This window comes from Acinetobacter sp. AL9, from assembly GCF_041464035.1.
Classification (GTDB): domain Bacteria; phylum Pseudomonadota; class Gammaproteobacteria; order Pseudomonadales; family Moraxellaceae; genus Acinetobacter; species Acinetobacter towneri.
Genome location: NZ_JAYFSK010000006.1, coordinates 21,657 through 46,277, shown reverse-complemented (window position 1 = coordinate 46,277; position 24,621 = coordinate 21,657). Strand labels below are relative to the sequence as shown.

The following is a 24,621-nucleotide window of genomic DNA, read 5'->3' as shown; positions in this document are numbered from 1 at the left end:
TCTCTAGGATGGAGAGGCGCTGAAGGCATAAAAATTACATCCGAAACTTTACTTCTACCAAATGAAAACCAAACTGACTTTTTACAGGTCCGTGTAGTACGCGTTCTGCTGCGGTAAACACTAATTTATCAATGACGGGTACCAATTGTCCTTTTTTGACCTCACTCAATTCCCCACCTTTTTTTCCTGAAGGGCAGGTCGAAAATTGTTTGGCAATTTTGGCAAAATCAGCACCCGATTGAATCCGCTTTTTCAGTTGCTCACAGGTTTCTTTATCTTTCACTAAGATATGACGCACAATTGCGGTTCTCATATTGATTTACCTCGTTTGCTTGTTGCAGCTTTGGTCGCGGTAGGTACTTTTTTCAAAGGCTGACATTCAGGACAAAATACCGAGGCACGTTGGCCCAGTTTTAAATTTTCTAGTGTGGTTTCACAGTTCACACACATTTCACCTGCACGTCCATACGCCAACAAGGTTTGTTGGAAATAGCCATTTTCGCCCATCGCATTGCTGTAATCACGTAAGGTCGAACCGCCTAAATCAATCGCTTGTTTTAAAATGCGTTTGATTTCGAGCACTAGTTTTTCAATCTGTTTCAAACTGAGTGATGATGCAGGTTGTGCAGGGTGAATACCTAAATTAAACAGACTTTCCGTGGCATAAATATTGCCCACACCCACCACGACATGGTTATCCATAATTGCAACTTTGATGCCAACATTTTTGTTTTTGAGCTTCTGTGCAAGATAGTCGGGGTTAAAAGCGTCACTTAAAGGCTCAGGGCCAAGTGGATCAATCAGTTTCTGTTGCGAGCTTTCATCTAGCCATAAAATACAACCAAAACGACGTGGGTCGTGGTAGCGCAATTGCATATCTTCAAATTGAATAATCAGATGGTCGTGTTTGCGTAAATCTTCATGTGCATCGCAAAGACGAAAACTGCCTGACATACCCAAATGCCACAACATACTGTCTTGTTCAAACTGCGCCAAAATGTATTTGGATCTGCGGGTCAATTGCAGCAGTTTTTGCCCTTTAAGCTTGAGCAAGTCGTCTGGAATGGGCCAGCGTAAACTGGCTTGACGCACTTCTACATTGATAACTTTTTGTTCAAGCAGGGGCAATAAACTGGTTTTAGTGGTTTCAACTTCGGGTAATTCAGGCATGGGACGCTTTTGATCAAAGAATAAGGCAATTGGGCGGAAGCATTAAAACTGATGCACTTAATATAGGGGATGATTGGCAGAATACAAGTCATTGCCAAGTACCGCAAAATTATTCTGTGTGCAGTAAAATGCTGTCTTTGCAAAAATGATACAACACGTTATAAATAAAATACTTTTTATGTTGAGTATCTTGCATCATTTGAGTTAGTTTTAATTCAAATTTTCAGAAAATAGATTCATCCCGCCATCTTAAAAATGTAGCCTGCTTTAAAGTGGATGATTGCTTTAAACAACAATGTTGGCATGGATGAATTAACTTCAAATTATCTTTGATCAGGTTACATTTTGAGTGTAATCGCACAATATGAGGGCGTGCAGCGTGACGTTACTTTTTCAGCCGATTCAATTTGGATCACTGCAACTTGCCAACAAAATTGTTATCGCCCCGATGTGTCAATATTCTGCCAATGAACAAGGTGAGTTGAGCTATTGGCATGAGCAGCAATGGGCCAATTATGCCTTGTCCGGCGCAGGGATGTGTATAGTAGAAGCCACGGCAGTGCAGGCAGAAGGACGTATTAGTTATGCAGATTTAGGCTTATGGAATGACATGCAGCGTGCGCAGATGAAAGCACTATTGCATAAAGTTAAAAGTTTATCGCCTATGCCATTTGCTGTGCAGTTGGCACATGCGGGTCGTAAAGCTTCAACCGATAAACCGTGGCAGGGCAAAGGACAGTTTGCACCGAATGAAGAACATGGCTGGCAGACGGTATCGGCCAGTGAGTTACCATTTCAACCGCACGAACATCCTCCGCATGCTTTAACGCAAGATGAAATTCAACAGGTCATTGCAGACTTTGCCAGCGCCGCAGTGCGAGCGGTGGATGCAGGTTTTGACTTAATCGAAATTCATGCCGCACATGGCTATTTATTGCATCAATTTATGTCGCCATTGTCTAATCACCGCCAAGATGAATATGGCGGCAGTTTGGAAAATCGGATTCGCCTTACATTGGAAGTATTTCAAGCCATTCAAAATGCTGTACCAAAAGGCTATCCAATTGGCGTGCGAATTTCTGCAACAGACTGGATGGATGATGCAGATGGCTGGAATGTGGAATCTTCTGTGGGTTTGGCAAAGGCACTAGAGCATTTAGGTGCGGCTTATATTCACGTGTCTAGCGGAGGTTTGCATGTCGATCAAAAAATTGATGTGCATGCGGGTTATCAAACGTCGTTTGCTCATGCAATTAAGCAAGCTGTAAAAATTCCTGTAATTGCGGTGGGTTTGATTACCGAAGCGATGCAGGCAGAAGGTATTTTGCAATATGAACAGGCCGATGCGATTGCGATCGCACGTGCGATTTTATATGACCCTCGTTGGCCATGGCATGCTGCGGCAGAATTGGGTGAAAAAATTGAGATTGCCCCGCAATATTTGCGCTGTCAGCCGCATGGGTTTCGTACTTTATTTGCGCCGTTTAAATCCACAGATACGGAAGTGGAATCCTAATATTTTATCTGCTTAAAATAAGTGAAACTTAAACTATTTTGCCGTGCTTTATAGGGAGATTCGGTGTAAGGTAAATCAGTAAAAACCATGTCGATCATGGGCAACACTGAAAAAGGATGTCAGGGTGTTACTGAGTATTTTATTTCCCATTTGTACCGTAGTACTGTTGGGATATTTTGCCGTCAGAAGCCAATTTATTGAGACCAGTGCGATTCAGTTTCTAGGTCAATTTGTCATGAAAGTGGCGTTGCCTGCATTTCTTTTGCAGGCATTGGCCAGTAAAAGTTTGTCAGAAATCTGGCATCCCGCTTATTTTTTAGGTTACGGTGGCGGTTCTATTCTGCTGTTTATCTTTGCCTTTTTACTGTATCGGCATTATTTTAATTCAAACTTAACCCATGCCAGTGTCTTGGCAATGGGTGCATCAATGTCAAATACAGGGTTTATTGGCACTGCTATTTTGACTTTGTTGATTGGCAGTCAATCGGCAATTTATTTGTCTTTAACTTTAATTGTCGAAAATTTAATTATTGTGGCATTGATGCTGATTTTGGCAGAACGAGGGCTACAATCTTCAGCGAAATCAGGTTGGCAGGTGTATGCCGAAACTGTGCAGCGCTTACTGAAAAATCCAGTAATTTTATCTATTTTATTGGGTATGCTGTGCGTATTGTTGAATTTCAAACTGCCGCAAGCTATTGCACAAGTGCTGGAAATGTTGGGCAAAACTGCTTCACCTTTGGCTTTATTTGTGATTGGTGGAAGTTTGGTCGGCATGCAAATCAAGTCGGTGAATTTGTAAAGTCTTGTTTTGGTTGCATTCAAAGTATTGCTGATGCCACTCACGATTTTTGGAATTTTATGGGCATTAGATGTGAACCGAGAAATGCTATTTGTCGGGACTTTGCTTGCGGCTTTACCAATGCCAATTGCCTTTGGTATTTTCGGGCAGCACTATGGTTTACATGAAAAAGCCTTAGCCCCCTTGGTGTTGAGTACAGTTTTTGGTTTTGTGATGGTGGCGATTTTATTGACACAATCGGGTAAGTATTTATAGCAACGGTATCGAAGTGCTCAAATCATAAAAAAAAGTCTGTACCATGCTGATACAGACTTTTTTAAAAATTTCTCTGATTAATAGCTTTTATAAAGAAACTATCTTAACTTTTCTTAGCGGTTGCCTTGTTGGAAGCTTTGGCTTGATCTGCCATCATTTTTTCAACCACAGCCAATGATTCTTTGGCTTGCGCTACATTTTCCTGTGCCAGTGAGGCAAAAATCTTTTTCGCTTCAGGCAAGTTTTGCGGCACGATATTGCCATTCACAAACATATTGCCCACTGCCATGAGTGCAGGAATATAACCCTTTTGCGCCAAGTTTTGAATGCTTTGCAGCCCTTGCTTAATTGGTGCTTCATCTTTGTTTTTAAAGCCTGTGCTAATTTCGTACAAGGCTTTTGCATGTATGGCTTGATAATGATCTTTGGCAATTAAAGGTTGTAATAGTTTTAAACCTTTTTGGTCAGATGCTGCCGTATTTTCCGAGAAATATAAAACGGCTAAATCGACTGTGGCATCATTAAAACCCTGATTGGATGCCGTCTGTAAATATTGTTTGGCTTTTGCAGCATCCTGTTTTAAACCCAGTGCGCCAGTAAGATAGTTTTTGCCTAAAACATAACTCGCAACAGGGTAGCCTTTTTGGGCAGATTGCTCATACAACTGAATGGCTTTCTTTTCATTTTTTGCTGTGCCTTGTCCAGTTTGTGTCAAATAGCCTAAGTTATACATGGCTTGCGCATTGCCTGTTTTGGCAAGCTTTTCTAATTCCTGATAGGCATCTTTAACCTTGTTGGCTTGCATTAATTGTTCAATTTTGGCAAAAGCAGGATCGGTTGGAATGTTGCTATTTGCCATACTGATGCTGCTAGATAGGGCGATTGCACCCGCAATGAGTAGTTTTTTCATCATTTGAGTTGTACCTTGTTCTCTTTTACACATTATTCCGTTGATGTGCGTTTTGTTTTTACAGTGGTGCATTCATCATAAGTTGAAAAGTGTGAATGTAAATATAAAAAATGTGTACGAATGCTTTTTTTTTCATTGTCATTTGAAGGGAATCTTGCGACTCCCTTAACCTGAGCGGGTGGAATCTATTTTATTGCGGACGTGCAACATCGCCATTCAAATGTTCAGGCAAAGCCAATACTTGTACAGCTAACTCTTCCAAAGCACTTGGTTTGGCAACCACCAACGCTTTAAAACCTTCTGCAGTCGCTATGCTATTCACCACTTCCACATCATTATTCAGTTTGGCGGCAGGTGCAGGTGCTTCGCCTGAACCCTGAATTAAATGCAACCAATGTTTTGGTTTGGCTTTAAACCATAAACGTGCCACGACTTCCTGACCCAAATAACAGCCTTTGTCATAATGCACGCCATCTCGTTGATGCAAACGCAATTCCTGCGGTTGAAACACTTCTGCTGTTGAGGCTTGAATCCATGCCTGACCTGTTTCAATCGCTTGTAGTTGCCATGCGTTTAAATCAGTCACTTCAGCTGAAAATTCAGTTTGATTGCCCTGAATGGTTGGGTAAACCGTACCGATGGTTTCAAGCTGCATTTTTGAAAATGCACCAAACTTTTTAATATGTTTGGCTAAATCTTCGGCTTGGTCGGCTGTGCTGATGATTTCAAAACATTCGGACGAGATTTTTTTAAGCCAGAAGCCAAACTGAACGCGTCCTTTTAAACTGCAAATTGCGGTATAACAGGTTGTATTTTCAGCTAATGTTTCGACATTGACTGTTACCTGACCTTGCAGGAATTTTTGTGCATCGACACCGTTTAAACTTAAAGCACTGAAAGCTAAATCGCGCATGAATAACCTTTCACATTGAAATCTAAGACTAAAGAATGAGGTCAATTTTGCGCTATTTTTCAAAAAAAAGCATTTTTAGGGCAAGAATTTTACTCAAAATGTAATTAAATGTTTCAAAAACCCCTGTTTTTATATTTAAGTGTATGAAATATATAGGATTTGGGAAATGGGTTTTTGGCAGCGTACAATGCTTTCGACGGGTGGAAACAATCATCCCATAAGATGTTGAGAACAATAGAGTAAGGGCGAATACCAGATGAATAACAACTACCGCAAACCACTGCAAGGCACTCAGCTCGATTTTTATGACGTGCGACAAGCCGTTGAAGATATCCAGCCAGGCGCTTATGCCAAACTTCCTTATACCTCAAAAGTACTTGTAGAACAGTTAGTGCGCCGTTGTGATCCTGCAATTTTAGAACAATCTTTAAAACAATTGATTGAGCGTAAACAAGAGCATGATTTTCCGTGGTATCCAGCGCGTGTGGTATGTCACGACATCTTGGGGCAAACTGCGCTCGTTGACTTAGCAGGTTTACGTGATGCAATTGCCGATCAAGGTGGCGATCCTTCTAAAGTGAATCCTGTCGTACCTACCCAGTTAATTGTCGATCACTCTTTAGCTGTGGAATATGGCGGTTTTGACCCAGATGCTTTCCGTAAAAACCGTGAAGTGGAAGATCGTCGTAATGAAGACCGTTTCCACTTTATTGAATGGACGAAAACTGCATTTGAAAATGTTGATGTGATTCCTGCAGGCAACGGCATCATGCACCAGATTAATCTGGAAAAAATGTCACCAGTCATTCAAAACCGTGAAGGCATTGCATTCCCAGATACTTGTGTGGGTACAGACTCACACACACCACATACCGATGCTTTGGGTGTCATTTCTGTAGGTGTAGGCGGTCTTGAAGCTGAAAACGTGATGTTGGGTCGTGCTTCTTGGATGCGTCTGCCAGATATTATTGGTGTGGAATTAGTCGGTCAGCGTCAGGCGGGTATTACAGCAACTGACATCGTATTGGCTTTAACCGAGTTCTTGCGTAAAGAACGTGTGGTAGGTGCTTATTTAGAATTCTTTGGTGAAGGTGCAGACAGCATGTCGGTGGGTGATCGTGCCACGATTTCCAACATGACCCCTGAATATGGTGCAACTGCAGCGATGTTCTACATCGACCAAAACACCATTGACTATTTAACCCTGACTGGTCGTGAAGCAGAGCAGGTAAAACTGGTTGAAAACTATGCCAAAGAAATTGGTCTTTGGGCATCTGATATGACTCAGGCAGAGTATCCACGTGTGTTACGTTTTGATCTTTCGACGGTTACGCGTAACATTGCAGGCCCATCTAACCCGCATGCGCGTGTATCTACCGCAGACTTGAAAGAAAAAGGCATTGCAGGTGTGGTTGAGCAGCGTAGCGATGGCTTAATGCCAGATGGTGCGATCATTATTGCGGCCATTACCTCTTGTACCAATACCTCAAACCCACGTAATACCGTGGCGGCAGGTTTATTGGCACGTAAAGCCAATGAATTAGGCTTGGTGCGTAAGCCTTGGGTGAAGTCGTCATTTGCACCAGGTTCTAAAGCAGCTGCATTGTACTTGGAAGAAGCAGGCGTACTGAAAGACTTAGAAAAACTTGGCTTTGGTATTGTGGCCTATGCATGTACTACCTGTAATGGTATGTCTGGTGCATTAGATCCAGTTATTCAGCAAGAAATTATTGATCGTGATTTGTATGCGACTGCGGTGCTTTCAGGTAACCGTAACTTCGATGGTCGTATCCATCCGTATGCGAAACAAGCTTTCTTGGCATCTCCACCATTGGTTGTGGCTTATGCGATTGCGGGTACCATCCGTTTTGACATCGAAAAAGATGCATTAGGTACAGATCAAAATGGCAACCCAATTTACTTAAAAGATATTTGGCCATCTGATGCTGAAATTGATGCTTTGGTGAAAGAGTCAGTTAAACCTGAACAATTCCGCCAAGTGTATATCCCAATGTTTGATTTGGGCGAGTCTGAAAAATCCGAAAGTCCGCTATATGACTGGCGTCCACAAAGTACTTATATCCGTCGTCCGCCGTATTGGGAAGGTGCATTGGCGGCACCGCGTACTTTAGCCAATATGCGTCCTTTGGCTATTTTGGGCGATAACATCACCACAGACCATTTATCTCCATCGAACGCGATTATTTTAGATTCGGCAGCAGGTGAGTACTTGGCAAAAATGGGCTTGCCAGAAGAAGATTTCAACTCTTATGCAACGCACCGTGGTGATCACCTAACAGCACAACGTGCAACTTTGGCGAATCCAAAACTGTTTAATGAAATGGTGGTACGTTCAGACGGCACAATTAAGCAAGGTTCTAAAGCGCGTGTTGAGCCAGAAGGCGAAGTAATGCGTATGTGGGAAGCGATTGAAACCTATATGAACCGTAAACAGCCGTTAATTATTATTGCGGGTGCGGATTATGGTCAGGGTTCAAGCCGTGACTGGGCTGCAAAAGGTGTGCGTCTTGCTGGTGTGGAAGCAATTGTCGCTGAAGGTTTTGAGCGTATTCACCGTACCAACTTGGTGGGCATGGGCGTATTGCCACTTGAGTTTAAAGCGGGTGTAAACCGTAAAACTTTAGGTTTGGATGGTACAGAACTCTATAGCGTGATGGGTAATATTGCGCCACGTTCAGACTTAACTTTGGTGATTGAGCGTTCAACTGCAGACGGCAAAAATCAAATGATTGAAGTGCCAGTAACTTGTCGCTTAGATACTGAAGAGGAAGTGTCTGTGTATGAAGCGGGCGGTGTATTGCAACGCTTTGCGCAGGATTTCTTGGAAGGGAATGTGGCTTGATGATGTTTTAAGAATCTTCTTTAATTTTTCTTCTTTAAAGAAATGTTAGAGAATGATTATTGTTGAGAAAAGACCTCATTGTTAAGTGAGGTCTTTTTTTTTGGAAGATGAATATATTGTGAATTAAACAGCAAACTCCTTGTAAACCTAACTTAATTTTCTAAAAAGTATCTTTCATTCAAAAAATCAGCAGTTATCAAAAACAATAAAATTTAAAAGTAGAAGTTTATTTGGTTGAAAAACACCCAATAAATACCTATCATAAGATATGTATCAAAAACGATGGAGTAGCCCAATGACTACCGCAAAAGTTTTTATGACAGGACGAAGTCAAGCCATTCGATTGCCTAAAGAATTTCGCTTTGAAGGCAAAGAAGTTGAAATCTTTCGTCGTGGTGATGAAGTGATTCTTCGTGAAAAACCAGTCACGGTAGATCGGTTATTTAAAGCGTTATCCCAAATGCCAAATGACTTTTATGCAGATGAAAGAGAAGATCTGCCGCCTCAAGAACGGGAAATGTTCTAATGCAAGTACAATATTTATTAGATACAAATATTTGTATTTACATTATTAAATACCAAACTGAAATTGTGCGTCAGTATTTTGAAAAACATCTTCCGCATCGAAATATATTAATTTCTGTCATTACGTTGGGAGAATTACGTTTTGGTGCAGAAAAAAGTCAACATAAAGAAAAGGCTTTAAAAGTCATAGATGAATTAACATCAATGATTCAAGTGGTTGAATTGGATGAAAATGTTGCACACCATTATGCAGAAATACGCCAGAACTTTGCATCTAAGGGGCAGATCATTGGCGCAAATGACTTATGGTTAGCAGCACATGCACGTGCAAATCATTGGGTCATGGTCACCAATAACGAAAAAGAATTTACTCGTGTCGATGGATTAAAAGTCGAAAACTGGGTATCTAATCCTTTGTAAGTGAGTTAGATTTTTTATAAAAATCATCCTTTGCCTAACTGCCCTCATCACCCGTCAAAATGGACAATAGACAATCATCACAGAATAGATATACTGGATTGACCATTTCTAAACCACACGGAGAACAAAGATGGTAACTGCAGGTGATAAACCAGGAACAGGCTTCTATTTTTGTGTCCAATGCGGGCATCGCGTTTACTTAGAAATTGGTACAGACCGTCTACCACCGTGTACCAAATGCCATGGCACCGAATATAACAACAAGGTTGCCTAAGCTAGACGACTTAAAACAGCTGATCCTGTTTTTAATCTAAAGCCCTATCACCCGATGGGGCTTTTTGCTATTTTAGCCATAGAAAACCCAAGGCAATGAGGTACAACATGGAAACAATACTCGGTTTATGTGTCGGCATTGGACTAAGTGCTGCCAGTGGTTTTCGGGTTTTCGTGCCTTTGCTGGTCATGAGTGTCGCAGCACTCATGGGTTGGTTTGAACCCTTGAAAGGTTTTGAATGGTTGGCGATGCCTGCTGTTTGTCTAGCTTTGACCGTGGCAACAATCAGTGAAATTGCTGCGTATTATGTGCCGTGGGTCGATAATTTGCTCGACACTGTTGCAACGCCTGCCGCCATGATTGCAGGTACACTCACTACAATGGCTGTAAGCAGTGGCGAAATGTCGCAATTTGCCAGTTGGGCTTCGGCCATTATTGTCGGTGGCGGTACAGCGGGTGTGGTGCAAATGAGTACAGTTGCGGCACGTGGCGTATCAACCGCAACCACAGGCGGTGTTGCTAATCCTGTGATTTCTACAGGAGAGTGGATTGGGGCTGCCGTACTTTCAGTGTTGTCTTTCATTGTGCCTGTATTGGTGGTTTTTGTAGTGCTACTGACCTTAATTTGGGCAACTCGCTGGATTCGAGGCAAAAAGAAAGTTGTTGAATCCTCCACATAGATTTTTGGTCAGTTTGAAAACATTTGAAAATAATCATGGTAATAAATTCAATATTTAAGCTTTATTTGATGATTTAAGTGCATAAAAAATGTCTATTTGGAAAATTTTTTAAAATATAACTTAAAAAGTGATAAAAATTTTAAAAATTAATCAAAATAAAATCATTTCGGGGAAACAATCCCATCCTCAAATCACTACTATATATCTCAAGGGTGTGATGGGGATCGAAAAGAGTAGATTGCTGCCAGTTGCGTACAACGTGCGTGTAGTACTTACCCAAAAGGTCTCGATTCGGCTTAGGACGCTATAAACCAGAAGTTTATAGGCTATAAGATCATGACTTATCCAGCATGATAGTTGAAGTAAACCACAGTTGTTTTCCCTAACACCCTAAAGAATATTGTTAAAAATATAAAAAACAAAACATGATCAAGAAAATAAAATCCAGACAAAATAAAAACTTAAATGAATTTTAAACCATCTTTTAGCTACAAAACTCCCATCAAATTTTTCATTCAAATCTGTTAATTTGCAATAATCATCTACATCTAATTAGGTGTGATATGAGTGTTGATTACGATTTTTGGTGTCGCTTATTACTGACCTGCGCACTGATTAACTATGCCATTTTAATGCTGTGGTTTGTGGTGGTGATTTTTGCGCATGACTGGCTGCGACAGTTACATGGTAGATGGTTCAAATTGTCAGACGCAAGTTTTGATGCCATTCATTATGGCGGCATGGCGGTCTATAAAATTGGGGTATTGCTATTGAATATCGCGCCACTCATCGCGCTGTATATGATGCGACCTTAATTTAAAACTCTATAAACAAGCAACCGCTTTAAACAGTACATTAAAAACACACGGTCATCGAAATAGAGGCGAAAAGCCCGCAATTTGAGGAGTTGGCAAACATGAATCAATTTAAACCTGCACTGATTTTAGGCGGTCTAATTTGTTTGGGGATGGTGCTCGCGGGTTGGATTTTGGGCAATAGCGCACTCAAAATTAAACAATATGAGCGTGTGGTTTCAGTCAAAGGTTTGTCTGAACGAGAAGTAAAAGCCAATGTGGCGGTGTGGCCAATTCGTTTTAGTACTGCCAGTCAAGACTTGGCAGCGCTATACGACACCATGCAAAGCCAAACCTCCCAAATTCAAAACTTTTTAAAAAATGAAGGTTTTAGTTCTGAAGAAATTACCATTGCGGCACCTGTAATTACCGATAAATACGCCCAGCAATATGGTGGCGATGGTAATGTTGCTTTACGTTATACCGCACATCAAACCATTACGGTCTATACCAAAAATATTGATAAAGTGCGCAGCGCACAAAGTCGCTTGGTCGATTTAGGTAAAAATGGAATTGCCTTTGGCGGTGAGGATTACGGGCAACGCACCGAATATTTATATACGCAACTAAATGACATCAAACCTGCCATGATTGAGCAAGCCACACAAAATGCCCGCAGTGTTGCAGAAAAATTTGCTGCAGATTCTGACAGTCGTTTAGGCAAAATTAAATCGGCCAATCAGGGCGTATTTAGTATTGAAGACCGTGACAGCAACACGCCATATTTGAAAAAAGTACGTGTGGTGTCTACGGTGGAATACTATTTAGCAGACTAAGTTTGGCAGACTAAGTTTCGCAGACTAAGTTTGGCAGATTTAGCTTGGCAGACTCAGCCAATTCAAAATTTAAATCTTTACACTAAAAAGTACATCGCCCGACTGAATTGACAGTTTGGGCTGTGCTTGATATTTTGCCCGCACCGCTTTGCATGCTGTATGTTCATGGCTTTAAACGACAACTTTATTTATGCACCTCCACAAGAACCCTTAGTGATTGTCTATGAAGATGACGATTTATTGGTGATTGATAAGCCCGCAGGTTTATTGTCGGTGCCTGGGCGTTTGCCTCAACATCAAGACAGCGCATATTTAAGAGTGCTCGCAAATTATCCTCAGGCAAAAATTGCCCATCGTTTAGACATGGCCACCTCAGGTATTCTCATGTTTGCCAAGCATCGTGATGCAGAAGTCGCATTGAGTAAAATGTTTCAGGCACGAACAGTAGAAAAAAACTACATTGCTTTAATTCAAGGCAAACTTGAAGGTGAGGGCAGTGTCGATGTGCCTTTAATTACTGACTGGGAAAACCGTCCACGCCAAATTGTGCATTTCGATTTAGGCAAGCCTGCGCAAACGCTGTATCAAGCTTTGGAATATTGTGCGGTTGAAGATATTACCCGTGTTTTGCTCACCCCAATCACAGGGCGTTCGCATCAGTTACGGGTACACATGCAATATATTGGACATCCCATTACAGGCGATAAGTTATATCATCCTGAACCGAAAAAAAGTACTTTAGGTCGGATGGCGCTGCATGCCAGTTATTTGGCTTTCACGCAACCTTTAAGCCAAGTTCCTGTTGCAATTCGAGCACAGCTTCCTTTTTAGAGATTTTGGGATTCAATTTTTCTAACAGGCGCACATTTTTCAATTTTTTTGTGAAAATACTCAAAAATTGGGATAGTCTTCGTGCCGCTAACTCGCTAACGTATCCTTAGAGCTGTCGTTATTCATTTGCCTTGGCATAAATGAAGGAAATGAATAACTCGCTGTTTTAAAATTTTGTGTTTTTGAGTGTGGTGGGCTGTCAAAGCGGGTTAGAAAGCGTCTTTAAAACTGAAGATGACTTTTTAAAATATGGCAGACCAATGCGGTGGGAGAAGTTATATGCTGTATATATTGGGTGCAATCATTATTGTTTTGGTGGTGATTATTTTTTGGCAATCTCAGCGCCGCCGTGAGTTGTCTGCCAGCATTCAATCTTTACAAAGCAATTTAGACCGCACTCGCTCCAATTTGGCGTCCGATGAGTTAGAAAGTAATGAATTAGAGCATCAGCTCACCATGCTACGCATCGAAATAGGCAGTTTAAAAGGTCGTTTAGAAACCTTGCAGCACTATCAACATATTTTAGACGTTGAGCAATATGTATTAGAACGTCGTCAACAAGTAGAAATGTTTGTAGAAATGATTAAATCCGAAGCGGAAAATACGCGGGAGCAGTGCAAGCAACAAGTTGAAAAAGTCCGAGATTTTTTAGCCGAGCATGAGCAAAAAACCAAAGCCAAAACGCTTAAAACAGCACAAGATCAATTGGGTGCTTTTTATAACTTGGTTGAAGAACGTCAGCAACTCGAACAGATTATGACCGCGCTGTATCATAAAATTGAACATCATACGCCTGCTTTTCAGTTGCCTGCACAGCAGCTATTGGATGATCTGATTGAAGGTTATGGCTATAGTGATGCAGCACAACACCTGCAGCAAGTACGACACAAGATTCAAGATGCGGTCAAAAATCAAGAAGTTGCGCATTGTGCTTTTGTCGATGAGCAACGCCGTCTAGCGGCAGTGACTTTACTGACTCAAGCATTTAATAGTAAAGCAGATTTATATTTGGCGCAGCTGACTGAACATAATCTGGCTGAATCGCTTCAAGCTTTGCAGGATGATTTTACTTTGCTGAATCATTATGCGGCTGCATTTGGACACGCAAAAATTCTAGACTCTTACTTAACACTTCGACAAGAAGAATTAAAGTTTGCTGCTTTACTGTTGGCATTTAAACAGGAAAGCATCTTGTCAGATGCCACAAATTAAACTGGCTGCAAATGCTTAAAGCAATTGTAGTGTCATGTAAAAGCAAGCTTCTGGGTAATTCAGACTAAAGTCAGTGTAAAACGAGATGAAAATTGAGTCCTTCGGGCAAATTTGTGCTATGTTGAATTCACTATTTTGTCACTTGCCAGATATATATTGGCTAAAAAGATAACAAGGATATTCGCATGACACGTGACTATGAACAATTCCCTGATGATGATAATGGCAATGTACTTTGGCAAATGCATGAAGATGGGGATGACCTGACAGAGCCACATGAGATTGAGTACTCCATCGCTTTTACCACACAAGAACAAGCTGAAAAATGTGCTTTGTATTTGTTGGCCGAAGAACAAAAAATTTCATTATTCCAAGATGAAGAATCTGACGCAGTTGAATGGATCATTACCATTTATGTTTACATGGAACCAGAGTATTCAGACATTATCGATTTAGAGCAATGGTTCAGCAAAATTGCTGAAGAACATGGCGGTGAATACGATGGCTGGGGCTGTATGGCTTACGTCTACGATGATGAAGACGAAGACGATTACGAAGATTAAATCGGGTATCTGAAAAGCATGTGTTGATCACATGCTTTTTTATTTGTGATACATAATCTGCTGCCTAAAACTTTGGCGCTGATGACGTCATCATAAAAGATGCAGAGGTGCAAATATGGATATTGCAATGAAACGCGCTTATCTTGAAGCGACTCAGGCAGATGGAACACGGGTGCTGGTTGATCGCTTATGGCCGCGTGGTGTGAGTAAAGAACGCGCTCGTATTGACTTATGGCCCAAAGAAATTACGCCTTCGACTGGGCTGCGTAAATGGTATCATCAAAACCCTGAACAACATTGGGATGAGTTTCAGCAGCGTTATATAGCTGAATTAGCAGAGCAAGAAGAGGCTTTACAGGCGTTGTGTGAACTGGCACAGCAGCAAAAAATCACTCTGGTCACAGCAGCTAAAGATGAGCAGCACAATCATGTAGTGGTATTAAAACGCGTGATGCTGCAACGCTTAGCACAGTCCAATTAAAGAGTTTTATTTGATTATCCTTGTGCTTTATAAGGATTTTAAGTTTATGAAAATTCAGTAAAAAATGCTATAATATAGTTTTTGAGGTTTTTTATGTCTTTGCCAAATTGCCCAAAATGCCAATCAGAATACACTTACCAAGATGGCGACCTACTGATTTGTCCTGAATGCTCACATGAGTGGAAAGAAGGGGAACAGCTAGAAGAAACTGCTGCTGTGATTAAAGATGCAAACGGCAACGTGTTGGCAGATGGCGACACGGTGACTGTGATTAAAGACCTGAAAATTAAAGGTTCTTCGGCTGCTGTAAAAGTGGGAACGAAAGTGAAAAATATTCGCTTAATTCCAGATGCAGCAGATGGTCATGACATTGATTGTAAGATTGATGGCATGGGGGCTATGAAATTAAAATCTGAATATGTGAAAAAAGCTTAAGTTTAAGCAGATTTCAACAGCGCAGGCGACTTGAGTTGCCTGCGCTTTTTTATGGAGTTTATAAAAGTATTTTAGTATTCAAATTGAGCAACAATAACTTTAAGAGTGTACAAAATTAATACTGTTTTCTTGTGCCTAAGTCCTTTATATTTTAAGTGAAAAGAATAATTTTTAGGCAGTTTAAAGCCTAGCATCATTCAACAACACACTTCACCACTCATAAGAAAACTGGGGGCAAGTATGTCAGGATGGTTTGAGATTTCACAAGCAAGCAATGGTCAGTACCGCTTTGTACTTAAAGCTGGGAATGGCGAAATTATCTTAACCAGTGAACAGTATAAGGCGAAAGCATCGGCAAAAAATGGCATCGCTTCGGTACAAAAGAACAGTCAGGATGATGGGCGTTATGATCGACTGACATCTAAGAATGATAAGCCGTATTTTAATTTAAAAGCTGCCAACCATCAGATTATTGGTACGAGTCAGCTCTATACTTCTGAACAATCACGTGACAAAGGAATTGAGTCAGTGAAAACCAATGGCGCAAGCACCACGGTCAAGGATTTAACACAGGAATCGTAATTTTTTACATTAAATCTTGATGTTCAATTGCATTAGAAAAGCATGCTCTGGCGTGCTTTTTTATTGAGCTGAGTAGGCAAGGTGCTAAATTTAGCTTTGATTGAGCCGTTGAATTATAGATGACCATTTCAGGAGTTGCGAAGATTATGAATTTCAGATGCAATCTAAAAATATTGCTGGCGATCAGTGGTTTATTCGGTAGTGTTGGTATTTTTGCAGCACCGATCACTGCTGAAAAAACGATTGCTTCAAGCCAGTCGACTGCTTTGCAAGGACTGTATTTTCAGCATCAAGATTGGGAGTTGGCCTGTGATAATACAGGAACCTGCCGTGCCGCAGGCTACCAAAGCGATGATGATTTTGAACAACCGATCAGTATGTTATTGACCCGTCAAGCAGGTGCAAAGAGTGCTGTACAAGGGCAATTGCAAATTCAAGAAGATATTGCTCAAGCGACTTTATTTTTAAATGGACGCACTTTGCAACAATTAAACTTTCATGAAAGTATCGCCAATTTATCTGCTGCCAGTGTGCAAAAGCTGTTGGCGCAGGCGCGTCAGCATGTCGTGATCGAGTTAAAACATGGTCAACAACGCTGGAAATTGTCTGATGCAGGCATGAGTGCAGTGTTGCTAAAAATGGATGAATTTCAAAAACGTGTGGGTACAGACTCCGCAATATTGGCAAAAGGCAATCAAGCATCCACGCAGGTCTTAAAAGCGCAAGCGATGCCTAAAATTAACATTCTCATGCAGCCTCAACACCGAACCGCCAAAGCACAGGTGCTTACCGCGGCCAGTGCAGAAAAGTTATATCCAATTTTACAAAAAACCGTAGATCGTGAAGATTGTTATATGCTGTTTGAACCTGAACAAGCAGAACAGCAGATTCATACTTATCTCTTAAATCAAGATAGCGTGTTGGTTGAGGCAAGCTGTTGGCGAGGGGCTTATAATTGGGGTGTGGCTTATTGGGTTATGGATAAAAAACTGCAAAAGATACAGCAATTTGTAACTGATTCTGCTTCAGAATTTAGCAATGGACAGATTTTTGCCTATCAAAAAGGGCGTGGAATTGGCGATTGTTTCAGTCAAATTGAGTGGGCGTGGAATGGTCAGCAGTTTGTCAAAAGCTATCAATTCGATGCAAGACAATGCAAAGGTTTTGCAGGCAGTGCATGGGAAATGCCAAGCTTTGTCAGCAAGGTTGAATAGCCGATATTCACTAGGGGCTTTTGACATTTCATAAATGGCTTGCGCTGTAGGCTAAAACTGAGCAGATCAGGCATGAAACGCAAGTAATAGCGAGACTATTGCTAAGTTTCATAACACAATCTGAGAAAGTTTTAGCCACAGCCTTTCAGGGCGAGCATATTTTTTGCTGCTATTGCGTTATGTGCCAGTCATTTAGAATGACTAAATTTCCTGTCCCATGCCTTATATCAGCTAAAAAATATGCATCGCCGCAAACATAGACGAATTGTCAGCAGACCCTAATAAAAGCTGAAATTTTTTAGATGAAGCTTGAGTTTGATGGATTCAATGTTTAAGTCGTGTGCGCGACTAATTTTTCAATGATTTCATCCAGCTTTTTCAGACGCTTGATTTCATCCCACAAAGCTTTGGCTTCGGGATAATGTTTCGACATCATGCCGAGCCATTGTTTATAACGTCCCAGCATCCCAATTTCTGTTTTGGCAGGGCCGTGAATAAAGCGAATTTGTAGTTGCAGCAAATCTTGCCAACTCAGCAAAGGCAGGTCTGAATTTTGACGAATACATTGGGTCAAGTCTGGGGTGGTGACCGCACCACGACCAATCATCAAATCTTCACAGCCCGATTCTAACTGGCATTGTTTGGCATCGGCATTGTTCCAAATTTCACCATTGGCGATGACGTTAATCTTCAAGGCTTCACGAATAGGACGTAGCTGATCCCAAAATGCGGGAGGCGTATAGCCATCGGCTTTGGTACGTGCATGTACTGTAACCCATGCTGCGCCTGCATCTTCAATGGCGTGCGCATTTTCTAGCATGAAGTTCCGATCCATATAGCCTAGACGCATTTTGGCGGAAACTGGAATATGAGCAGGAACGGCATCGCGAACCGCTTTAACCAGTTCATATACTACTTCGGGTTCATCGAGTAAAACTGAACCGCCACGATGCCGATTGACTGTTTTGGCAGGGCAGCCAAAGTTCATATCAATTGCAGGTGCACCCATAGCCGCAACTTTGGCTGCATTGGCGGCTAACATTTCAGGATTATTCCCCAAAAACTGAACATGCACAGGCGTACCTGCCGCAGTTTTGCCATTGGTGAGTAGTTCTGGGCAATAGGTGTGGTAGATATGGTCTGGCAAAATGCTGTCTGTGACCCGAATAAACTCTGTTACACACCAGTCAAAACTGCCTACAGACGTGATTACATCACGCATGATGGGGTCGGTTAAGCCTTCCATGGGTGCAAGAATCAGTTTCACAAGATGCTGCCAGTTCAAACAAAAGTGGAGTTATACGTTTTTTTCTGTGGGTTGTCTAGGAAAAGGGTTTTGAATTGAAGTGGTTGTAGCTAAGGTTCTGGTATTTAAGCTGTTTTATTTGACACAGTGATCTGTATCTCAAGTTTTATCTAGTCCATGCAGTTGATGTGCATCCTAGACTAGATCTTTTAATTGAGTTCTTACATCGTTAGAAATCATTTAAATGATTGGCTTAATTTAAACAGCCCATTCCCCCTCGACTATGCTATTAAATAATTGATCATCCTACACTTTGAATGAGCAAAATAAAAACACCTTACTTACTCAAAATCATTTCCAACACAAATTTAGAACCAATAAAACCGAGCGCCAATAAAAAGAAGCCAATAATGGTAAAGCGAATCGCTTTTTGTCCACGCCAGCCAAACTTATAACGCCCAAGTAACAACGACCCATAGACAAACCAAGAAATAATACTAAAGGCAGTTTTATGTGCTAAATGCTGTGCAAAGAAATGTTCTACCGTAAAGAAACCAAAACCTAGTGCGACTGTGAGTAAGGCAAAACCTGCAATCAACATATCAAACAGCAAAGATTCCATATCTTGCAAAGACGGCAGCAAATTTACCCAAACCCGACGTTTTTGTTTGTTTTTCAGTTCGCGGTTTTGAAACCACATGAGCACGGCATGAATGGTCGCCATCAACAATACGGCATAAGCAGACAGCGATAAAATAATATGAATATCTAAACCAATCGAGTTTTGGTTAATAAATAAATTATGTTGGCTGAATGAAAAACCTGCAATTAAACCCACTGCTGCTACAGGAATACCAATCAAATTTAGCGCAATTACAGGTCGGTAACTGCTGAACAGCAAGCTCAATAACAACATTAAACCTGCAGTAAATGACATCAGGTTAAACACGTTGTAGTTGACACCCATCGGTGTCCACATATCGTTATACAACACGGCAGCATGCAGCAATAAGCCTAAACTGAGCAGAAAACGAATAAACCAGTGATTTGGCGCACGTTTAGACATTAAATGTGAAAATAAATACCAAAAAGAACTGGTATAAGCGATTAATGCTAAAATCGTATAAACCAAGGGGAGACTGATCATGTCAAACCTTTTTCAGGATGATGAATATTCATTTATATAAATTCGATGCGAACTACAGTATCCTATAGCATCTTGTGCATAAATTTTCTATTTTAAAGAAACATTTTTTTGCTAATGGCTATTTTAAGCGGAATTTGCAATGTTTGATACCTTAACAGAACGACTCACGCAGAGTTTAAGAAATGTTACTGGCTCAGGGCAGCTAACCGAAGACAATATTAAAGATACGTTACGTGAAGTACGTATGGCACTTCTTGAAGCCGATGTGGCGTTACCTGTAACTCGTGAATTCATCGCGAAAGTTAAGGAAGAGGCATTGGGTCAGGAAGTGATGACTCAGTTATCCCCTGGTCAGGCGTTCGTCAAAATTGTCTATGACGAACTCACAAAAATGATGGGCGAGGCCAATGAAAGCCTTGACCTTGCTGCCAAGCCACCGGTTGTGGTGTTATTGGCAGGTTTGCAGGGTGCGGGTAAAACCACCACTGCAGCAAAATTGGCACGTTTCTTACAAGAACGTCAAAAGAAAAAAGTGGCGATGGTGTCTGCCGACGTTTACCGTCCTGCGGCAATTAAACAGCTACAAACGGTTGCAGGCGAAGTTGGCGCAATTTTCTTTGACTCAAATGCCAATGAAAACCCTGTCGATATTGCCAACCGTGCCATCGAACAGGCAAAAATTCAGTTTGCTGATGTGTTAATTGTCGATACTGCAGGTCGTTTGCACGTCGATGATGACATGATGGATGAAATCAAGGCATTACATTCAGCGATTAAACCGACTGAAACCTTGTTCGTGGTCGATGCCATGACGGGTCAGGATGCGGCAAATACAGCCAAAGCCTTTAATGATGCCTTGCCATTAACAGGTGTAATCCTTACTAAAACTGATGGTGATGCGCGCGGTGGTGCAGCACTTTCAGTTCGTGCGATTACGGGTAAACCAATTAAATTCTTGGGGATGGGTGAAAAACTCGATGCCCTAGAGCCATTCCACCCAGAACGTGTTGCACAACGTATTTTGGGCATGGGTGACGTGCTGTCTTTGGTCGAAGAAGTTGAACGTAAAATCGACAAAGAAAAAGCCGAAAAAATGGCGAAAAAACTGCAAAAAGGCGGCAGCTTCAACTTTGAAGATATGCTGATGCAGTTTGAACAAATGAATAAAATGGGCGGCATGATGGGCTTCTTAGACAAGTTGCCTGGCATGAGCAACTCAGGTATTCAAGATGCAATTGCGCAAGCCAATCCTGAAAAGCAAGTGAAAAAGATGGAAGCGATTATCCAGTCGATGACCATCAAAGAGCGTCGTAACCCAGACCTGATGAATCCAAGCCGTAAAAAACGTATTGCTGCGGGTTGTGGTATGGATGTGTCAGAAGTGAATAAGTTGATCAAGCAACATGCACAAATGGCAAAAATGATGAAAAAATTTGCCAATCCATCGGGCATGGCAAAAATGATGCGTTCACTGGGCGGTTTACAAAAGCAATTCAGTGGCGGCGGTATGGGGCCATTGTTTGGTGGCAACGACCCAACCAAGAAATAATTGTTAAAAACATCTTAGAATCAAAGTGTTAAAAAAGCAGGCGCATAAAAATGCGCCTGCTTTTTTGTTGTTCTTTATTCGTAGATGACAGCTATACCGAAAGATTTATCAGCGTAGATGGAGCAATGTTTGGTTTTTAGTGCACTTCATGGGTTGCATATTGAATATAACGCTGCAAACCTTTGAGCAATAAATCTTGCTCGACTTGCGGTTGATATTGCTGCAAGAATTTGGCAAACAGCGGTGCATCGCCACCCGTTAAAATCAGTTTACGTGGTGACTGTCGAATTACATGCTCAATGGTGCTGAGCAAGCCGAGTAAAATACCATGATGAACAGCATCAATGGTGCTGCGTCCTGGGGTGAGTTCATCAAATGCAGCATCGGGAATTTTAATGCCTTTGGTGTTTTGAATCAGTGCATCACGTTGCAAATATAAGTTCGGTAAAATATAGCCGCCTAAATGCGTCAGTCCATCCGCCAAATCAATAGTCAGCGCCGTACCACAACTAATGACACAATAATTTTCTTGTGGGTCATTTGCCACGGCAAGCACTTGCAGCCAGCGATCTATCCCCAGTTGTTGAATATCATATTCACAATGCAAACCTGCATAATCTGCATGCACTTTGGCATAAATCACAGGCACATTCAGGGTTTTTAAAATCAAGTGAATGCGTTGATTATTCTTCTGATCTTGTACCGATGACACGCCTACTTTATGCACATTCAGACTTTTAAAGTGTTGAATCAAACCCAGCAACAAATCGGCAGGAGATTGCAAATGCAATTCTGCTTCATGTTCGATGATGCGGTCTTGTTCTGTGACCCAATATTTCAGGCGGGTGTTACCAATATCTAGCCATAAATTTTTCATGAAGATGACTCGGCATGATCGATAGGGCGTAAACGTCCCTGATAAAAAACTTCAAGCCCTTGTGCTGTTTCAATTTGCACTGCGCCATCATCCTGAATGCCTAAAAAAGTACCCTGACAAGTACCTTTAAAATGTTCAAATTCAACTTGTTGTTGCATAAATGCGGCATGATGATTGAAGCGAGATGCCAAATTATAGCAATCGTGATTAAACCAGTCGCAGGCTTGTTGAATGGCAAGATAAAGCTCTGCGATCAGGCGCACACGATCAATAGATACCAAACCCAGTTCGGTTAAAGATGTGGTTTTTTGATCAATAACTGCTGAGCTGACAGGTGCAAGATTAAGCCCAACCCCAACAATGACTTGCTGTGCAGAAATTGGCTCAATTAAGATGCCGCCCCATTTGCCTTGCGGGCTGTATAAGTCATTTGGCCATTTTACTTGTAGATTCAGCGCCTGTAGACTCGGCATTTGCAAGATATTTAACGCAATTTCTAAAGCCAAACGCCCATTTACAGGTGTTCGTAAATTTAGCAATGTGCTTAAATAGATGTTCCCTTCGGGTGATACCCATTGCCGTTGACGTTGTCCTCGACCATGCGTTTGTCTGGTACTGCATACCAAGACACTCTGCACACCTTTTTGTGCAATTTCCCGTACATCATCATTGGTGGAAGTGGTAATCGGCTTCAGGATGAGTACTTCTGGAAGCTGTCCTGCTTCTGTGAGTTGTTGTTGCAGTTGTCGGGTTTCTACATCCATACGAATTTACAAATAGTGGAATATATTTATGGAGTTAATCATATATTTATTGATTGGTGCAATTGCTGGATTTGCAGCAGGGCTGTTTGGCGTGGGCGGCGGCTTAATTATTGTGCCAATTTTATATATTGTGTTCACTCAACTCAATTATGACCCATCGGTGTTAATGCACATGGCGGTGGGGACATCATTGGCAACCATTATTGTAACTTCGATCAGCTCAGTTACGGCACACCATAAAAAAGGTGCGGTGATGTGGCCTGTATTTCGTAATCTTGCGCCTGGTTTAATTGTGGGTGCATTTGTTGGTGCAGGTATTGCCGATTTCCTTTCGGGGCAAGGCTTACAATTATTAATTGGCGGTTTTGCACTGTGGGTGGCTTTTAAGATGTTTAGAGGCGCAAATATTGCGGTTGATCCTTCACATCATTTGCCTTCAACTGCAAAGCAAGTCATGGCGGGCGGTGGGATTGGCATTGCCTCTGCAATTTTTGGGATTGGCGGTGGCAGTTTAACAGTGCCGTACTTAAACCGTTACGGCGTGGTCATGCAAAAAGCGGTAGCAACCTCAGCCGCTTGTGGTTTGCCAATTGCGGTGGCGGGCGCATTAGGCTTTATGTGGTTTGGTAAGCAAGCCGAAGTTGCAGTACCCAATACCATTGGTTATATCCACATTTATGCATTTATAGGCATTAGTGTGATGAGCTTTATTACTGCCAAAGTTGGTGCGAAAGTGGCACATTTGTTATCGCCAGCGATGTTGAAAAAATGTTTTGCCTGCTTGCTGACCACCGTTGGCTGTTATTTTGTATATCAGGGTATGCGAGTATTTTTCTAAGTTGAGTCGCTATTTTCTTTGTTTTAAGCCATGTAAAATTGGCTCTAGCGCCATGAAATTGTCGGACAATGTCATGGCGTTGTGATCTGTTTCGCAGTAAAAAGAAAGATGCTTGTATCGGAGCTATGCTTGCAGTCGAAGGATGATCCTGAGATGTCTTAAATGAGAGTAGCTCCGAATTTTCATCACTGCATCTTATAAAAACAAGATAGGAACAGTATGCAACAACAAGAATCAGAAAGTTTATCGGAACAAATTGCCCGACACATCGCAGAACAGATTATTAGCGGTGATTTGGTTGAAGGTGAGCGTATTCAGGAATTGCGCATCGCCAAAGAACTGGACGTGAGTCGTGGTTCGGTACGTGAAGCGCTGTTGTTATTGCAACGTACTCATCTGATTGAAATTTTTCCACGTCGTGGTGCAATTGTGTCGGAAATGTCGGCACAGCAAGTCCGAGCTTTGTTTGACAGCAGCAGTTTGTTATTGGGTTATATTGTGCAGCGTATTGCGGACACGTGGCGAATGCATGAAGCTGAAGCCTTACAACAACTTTTGCTGCAACTGGCAGAGCAATGTCGCTTGGGCAATACTGAAAAGTTTTATGATTTAATTTTTCAATATCTGGCACGGCAGCCTGATATGGTGGGAAATTTATATTTAATGAAGTTCTATCAAGAGTTATTGCCATCGTTAAGACGCAGTTACTTTTTGACCTTAAATACTTCGCGTCGGGAGTTACAAGAATCTTTTGAATTATTTAAACTGGTGAGTGATGCAATTTTAAGCAGAAAATCACAACAAGCCACTTTATTTATGGAAGATTTTTGCCGACACTTGCGCAACTTGGTGTTGGAATCTCTGACCCGTATGAAACAGATCGAGCTTGCATGGGCAAGACGTTCACGCCGTTAATTGGGACAT

The 24,621-nt window shown here is 41.6% G+C and carries 26 protein-coding genes and 1 pseudogene; 19 read left to right on the top strand and 8 right to left on the bottom strand.

Annotated elements, in window-relative coordinates; translation table 11 throughout:
• Positions 1–34: 34 nt before the first annotated feature.
• The gene (locus ACEO2X_RS02555; protein ID WP_371971025.1) at positions 35–313 is read right to left on the bottom strand and encodes a peptidylprolyl isomerase; all 279 of its coding nucleotides are present in this window, start codon (positions 311–313) and stop codon (positions 35–37) included.
• Positions 310–1,170 carry a bifunctional DNA-formamidopyrimidine glycosylase/DNA-(apurinic or apyrimidinic site) lyase gene (mutM, locus tag ACEO2X_RS02550; RefSeq protein ID WP_180072169.1) on the bottom strand — a complete coding sequence of 287 codons (861 nt, stop codon included), beginning with the start codon at positions 1,168–1,170 and terminating at the stop codon, positions 310–312. Before mutM ends, ACEO2X_RS02555 begins: the two co-directional genes overlap by 4 nt.
• Positions 1,171–1,549: 379 nt before the next feature.
• On the opposite strand from mutM, the gene ACEO2X_RS02545 reads away from it, so the two are divergent.
• Positions 1,550–2,686, top strand: a complete 1,137-nt coding sequence (locus ACEO2X_RS02545) for an NADH:flavin oxidoreductase/NADH oxidase (RefSeq protein WP_371971024.1) — start codon at positions 1,550–1,552, stop codon at positions 2,684–2,686.
• A 124-nt stretch (positions 2,687–2,810) separates the two neighbouring features.
• Positions 2,811–3,743, top strand: a pseudogene (locus ACEO2X_RS02540) (AEC family transporter).
• 103 nt (positions 3,744–3,846) lie between these two features.
• Here the strand turns inward: ACEO2X_RS02540 and ACEO2X_RS02535 are convergent.
• Both ACEO2X_RS02535 and ACEO2X_RS02530 read right to left on the bottom strand, forming a co-directional pair.
• Positions 3,847–4,653, bottom strand: coding sequence for a tetratricopeptide repeat protein (locus ACEO2X_RS02535; protein WP_026438287.1), 807 nt, complete (start codon positions 4,651–4,653; stop codon positions 3,847–3,849).
• Between the two features lie 190 nt (positions 4,654–4,843).
• On the bottom strand, positions 4,844–5,566 hold the full coding sequence (locus ACEO2X_RS02530) for a folate-binding protein YgfZ (RefSeq protein ID WP_004972410.1): 723 nt from the start codon (positions 5,564–5,566) through the stop codon (positions 4,844–4,846).
• Positions 5,567–5,822: 256 nt separating this feature from the next.
• Between ACEO2X_RS02530 and acnD the strand changes: the two genes are divergently transcribed.
• The 14 genes from acnD to ACEO2X_RS02460 all read left to right on the top strand — a co-directional run bounded on the left by acnD (position 5,823) and on the right by ACEO2X_RS02460 (position 17,276).
• Positions 5,823–8,429 carry a Fe/S-dependent 2-methylisocitrate dehydratase AcnD gene (gene acnD, locus ACEO2X_RS02525; RefSeq protein WP_371971023.1) on the top strand — a complete coding sequence of 869 codons (2,607 nt, stop codon included), beginning with the start codon at positions 5,823–5,825 and terminating at the stop codon, positions 8,427–8,429.
• 295 nt (positions 8,430–8,724) lie between these two features.
• Complete coding sequence (locus tag ACEO2X_RS02520; RefSeq protein ID WP_004972406.1) at positions 8,725–8,955, top strand: antitoxin; 231 nt, start codon at positions 8,725–8,727, stop codon at positions 8,953–8,955.
• Positions 8,955–9,374 (top strand): type II toxin-antitoxin system VapC family toxin, encoded by a 420-nt coding sequence (locus tag ACEO2X_RS02515; protein ID WP_179993677.1) that lies wholly within the window; start codon positions 8,955–8,957, stop codon positions 9,372–9,374. Before ACEO2X_RS02520 ends, ACEO2X_RS02515 begins: the two co-directional genes overlap by 1 nt.
• Before the next feature lie 130 nt (positions 9,375–9,504).
• Complete coding sequence (locus tag ACEO2X_RS02510) at positions 9,505–9,648, top strand: hypothetical protein (protein ID WP_096901556.1); 144 nt, start codon at positions 9,505–9,507, stop codon at positions 9,646–9,648.
• Positions 9,649–9,755: 107 nt separating this feature from the next.
• Positions 9,756–10,328: a DUF4126 domain-containing protein gene (locus ACEO2X_RS02505; RefSeq protein ID WP_019837767.1), complete on the top strand. Its 573-nt coding sequence runs from the start codon at positions 9,756–9,758 to the stop codon at positions 10,326–10,328.
• Between the two features lie 563 nt (positions 10,329–10,891).
• The gene (locus tag ACEO2X_RS02500; protein ID WP_004972400.1) at positions 10,892–11,143 is read left to right on the top strand and encodes a DUF6868 family protein; all 252 of its coding nucleotides are present in this window, start codon (positions 10,892–10,894) and stop codon (positions 11,141–11,143) included.
• A 101-nt stretch (positions 11,144–11,244) separates the two neighbouring features.
• Complete coding sequence (locus ACEO2X_RS02495; protein ID WP_178319260.1) at positions 11,245–11,958, top strand: SIMPL domain-containing protein; 714 nt, start codon at positions 11,245–11,247, stop codon at positions 11,956–11,958.
• 165 nt (positions 11,959–12,123) lie between these two features.
• Positions 12,124–12,789, top strand: a complete 666-nt coding sequence (locus tag ACEO2X_RS02490; protein WP_167845806.1) for an RluA family pseudouridine synthase — start codon at positions 12,124–12,126, stop codon at positions 12,787–12,789.
• Positions 12,790–13,068: 279 nt separating this feature from the next.
• Positions 13,069–14,001 (top strand): DUF4041 domain-containing protein, encoded by a 933-nt coding sequence (locus ACEO2X_RS02485; RefSeq protein ID WP_371971022.1) that lies wholly within the window; start codon positions 13,069–13,071, stop codon positions 13,999–14,001.
• A gap of 185 nt (positions 14,002–14,186) precedes the next feature.
• A complete protein-coding gene (locus tag ACEO2X_RS02480) occupies positions 14,187–14,564 on the top strand; it encodes a ribonuclease E inhibitor RraB (RefSeq protein ID WP_096901552.1) in 378 nt (125 codons plus the stop codon).
• Between the two features lie 115 nt (positions 14,565–14,679).
• The gene (locus ACEO2X_RS02475) at positions 14,680–15,045 is read left to right on the top strand and encodes a DUF488 domain-containing protein (protein WP_004972391.1); all 366 of its coding nucleotides are present in this window, start codon (positions 14,680–14,682) and stop codon (positions 15,043–15,045) included.
• A gap of 93 nt (positions 15,046–15,138) precedes the next feature.
• Positions 15,139–15,480: a zinc ribbon domain-containing protein YjdM gene (locus tag ACEO2X_RS02470; RefSeq protein WP_004972388.1), complete on the top strand. Its 342-nt coding sequence runs from the start codon at positions 15,139–15,141 to the stop codon at positions 15,478–15,480.
• 240 nt (positions 15,481–15,720) lie between these two features.
• The gene (locus ACEO2X_RS02465; protein WP_004972386.1) at positions 15,721–16,062 is read left to right on the top strand and encodes a YegP family protein; all 342 of its coding nucleotides are present in this window, start codon (positions 15,721–15,723) and stop codon (positions 16,060–16,062) included.
• Between the two features lie 146 nt (positions 16,063–16,208).
• The gene (locus ACEO2X_RS02460) at positions 16,209–17,276 is read left to right on the top strand and encodes a DUF1176 domain-containing protein (RefSeq protein WP_371971021.1); all 1,068 of its coding nucleotides are present in this window, start codon (positions 16,209–16,211) and stop codon (positions 17,274–17,276) included.
• A gap of 331 nt (positions 17,277–17,607) precedes the next feature.
• Here ACEO2X_RS02460 and ACEO2X_RS02455 read toward each other — a convergent pair whose 3' ends face one another.
• Positions 17,608–18,543, bottom strand: coding sequence for a tRNA-dihydrouridine synthase (locus ACEO2X_RS02455; RefSeq protein ID WP_026438289.1), 936 nt, complete (start codon positions 18,541–18,543; stop codon positions 17,608–17,610).
• A gap of 316 nt (positions 18,544–18,859) precedes the next feature.
• On the bottom strand, positions 18,860–19,669 hold the full coding sequence (locus tag ACEO2X_RS02450; protein ID WP_104853102.1) for an inner membrane protein YpjD: 810 nt from the start codon (positions 19,667–19,669) through the stop codon (positions 18,860–18,862).
• Positions 19,670–19,808: 139 nt separating this feature from the next.
• Here ACEO2X_RS02450 and ffh point away from each other — a divergent pair, with 139 nt between their 5' ends.
• On the top strand, positions 19,809–21,218 hold the full coding sequence (gene ffh / locus ACEO2X_RS02445; protein WP_096902093.1) for a signal recognition particle protein: 1,410 nt from the start codon (positions 19,809–19,811) through the stop codon (positions 21,216–21,218).
• Between the two features lie 136 nt (positions 21,219–21,354).
• Here the strand turns inward: ffh and ACEO2X_RS02440 are convergent, their stop codons facing one another.
• Together ACEO2X_RS02440 and ACEO2X_RS02435 are read right to left on the bottom strand one after the other, a co-directional pair.
• Positions 21,355–22,095, bottom strand: a complete 741-nt coding sequence (locus ACEO2X_RS02440; RefSeq protein WP_004972372.1) for a type III pantothenate kinase — start codon at positions 22,093–22,095, stop codon at positions 21,355–21,357.
• Positions 22,092–22,859: a biotin--[acetyl-CoA-carboxylase] ligase gene (locus ACEO2X_RS02435; protein ID WP_004972369.1), complete on the bottom strand. Its 768-nt coding sequence runs from the start codon at positions 22,857–22,859 to the stop codon at positions 22,092–22,094. Before ACEO2X_RS02435 ends, ACEO2X_RS02440 begins: the two co-directional genes overlap by 4 nt.
• A 28-nt stretch (positions 22,860–22,887) precedes the next feature.
• Here ACEO2X_RS02435 and ACEO2X_RS02430 point away from each other — a divergent pair, with 28 nt between their 5' ends.
• Positions 22,888–23,697, top strand: coding sequence for a sulfite exporter TauE/SafE family protein (locus tag ACEO2X_RS02430; RefSeq protein ID WP_004972366.1), 810 nt, complete (start codon positions 22,888–22,890; stop codon positions 23,695–23,697).
• 219 nt (positions 23,698–23,916) lie between these two features.
• Positions 23,917–24,612, top strand: a complete 696-nt coding sequence (locus ACEO2X_RS02425; RefSeq protein WP_004972365.1) for a GntR family transcriptional regulator — start codon at positions 23,917–23,919, stop codon at positions 24,610–24,612.
• Positions 24,613–24,621 lie beyond the last annotated feature (9 nt).

Excerpts from the sequence above, each read along its gene's own strand:
- ACEO2X_RS02555 (WP_371971025.1), bottom strand. The coding sequence starts at position 313 with ATGAGAACCGCAATTGTGCGTCATATCTTAGTGAAAGATAAAGAAACC.
- mutM (WP_180072169.1), bottom strand. The coding sequence starts at position 1,170 with ATGCCTGAATTACCCGAAGTTGAAACCACTAAAACCAGTTTATTGCCC.
- ACEO2X_RS02535 (WP_026438287.1), bottom strand. The coding sequence starts at position 4,653 with ATGAAAAAACTACTCATTGCGGGTGCAATCGCCCTATCTAGCAGCATC.
- ACEO2X_RS02530 (WP_004972410.1), bottom strand. The coding sequence starts at position 5,566 with ATGCGCGATTTAGCTTTCAGTGCTTTAAGTTTAAACGGTGTCGATGCA.
- acnD (WP_371971023.1), top strand. The coding sequence starts at position 5,823 with ATGAATAACAACTACCGCAAACCACTGCAAGGCACTCAGCTCGATTTT.
- ACEO2X_RS02520 (WP_004972406.1), top strand. The coding sequence starts at position 8,725 with ATGACTACCGCAAAAGTTTTTATGACAGGACGAAGTCAAGCCATTCGA.
- ACEO2X_RS02515 (WP_179993677.1), top strand. The coding sequence starts at position 8,955 with ATGCAAGTACAATATTTATTAGATACAAATATTTGTATTTACATTATT.
- ACEO2X_RS02510 (WP_096901556.1), top strand. The coding sequence starts at position 9,505 with ATGGTAACTGCAGGTGATAAACCAGGAACAGGCTTCTATTTTTGTGTC.
- ACEO2X_RS02505 (WP_019837767.1), top strand. The coding sequence starts at position 9,756 with ATGGAAACAATACTCGGTTTATGTGTCGGCATTGGACTAAGTGCTGCC.
- ACEO2X_RS02500 (WP_004972400.1), top strand. The coding sequence starts at position 10,892 with ATGAGTGTTGATTACGATTTTTGGTGTCGCTTATTACTGACCTGCGCA.
- ACEO2X_RS02495 (WP_178319260.1), top strand. The coding sequence starts at position 11,245 with ATGAATCAATTTAAACCTGCACTGATTTTAGGCGGTCTAATTTGTTTG.
- ACEO2X_RS02490 (WP_167845806.1), top strand. The coding sequence starts at position 12,124 with ATGGCTTTAAACGACAACTTTATTTATGCACCTCCACAAGAACCCTTA.
- ACEO2X_RS02485 (WP_371971022.1), top strand. The coding sequence starts at position 13,069 with ATGCTGTATATATTGGGTGCAATCATTATTGTTTTGGTGGTGATTATT.
- ACEO2X_RS02480 (WP_096901552.1), top strand. The coding sequence starts at position 14,187 with ATGACACGTGACTATGAACAATTCCCTGATGATGATAATGGCAATGTA.
- ACEO2X_RS02475 (WP_004972391.1), top strand. The coding sequence starts at position 14,680 with ATGGATATTGCAATGAAACGCGCTTATCTTGAAGCGACTCAGGCAGAT.
- ACEO2X_RS02470 (WP_004972388.1), top strand. The coding sequence starts at position 15,139 with ATGTCTTTGCCAAATTGCCCAAAATGCCAATCAGAATACACTTACCAA.
- ACEO2X_RS02465 (WP_004972386.1), top strand. The coding sequence starts at position 15,721 with ATGTCAGGATGGTTTGAGATTTCACAAGCAAGCAATGGTCAGTACCGC.
- ACEO2X_RS02460 (WP_371971021.1), top strand. The coding sequence starts at position 16,209 with ATGAATTTCAGATGCAATCTAAAAATATTGCTGGCGATCAGTGGTTTA.
- ACEO2X_RS02450 (WP_104853102.1), bottom strand. The coding sequence starts at position 19,669 with ATGATCAGTCTCCCCTTGGTTTATACGATTTTAGCATTAATCGCTTAT.
- ffh (WP_096902093.1), top strand. The coding sequence starts at position 19,809 with ATGTTTGATACCTTAACAGAACGACTCACGCAGAGTTTAAGAAATGTT.
- ACEO2X_RS02440 (WP_004972372.1), bottom strand. The coding sequence starts at position 22,095 with ATGAAAAATTTATGGCTAGATATTGGTAACACCCGCCTGAAATATTGG.
- ACEO2X_RS02435 (WP_004972369.1), bottom strand. The coding sequence starts at position 22,859 with ATGGATGTAGAAACCCGACAACTGCAACAACAACTCACAGAAGCAGGA.
- ACEO2X_RS02430 (WP_004972366.1), top strand. The coding sequence starts at position 22,888 with ATGGAGTTAATCATATATTTATTGATTGGTGCAATTGCTGGATTTGCA.
- ACEO2X_RS02425 (WP_004972365.1), top strand. The coding sequence starts at position 23,917 with ATGCAACAACAAGAATCAGAAAGTTTATCGGAACAAATTGCCCGACAC.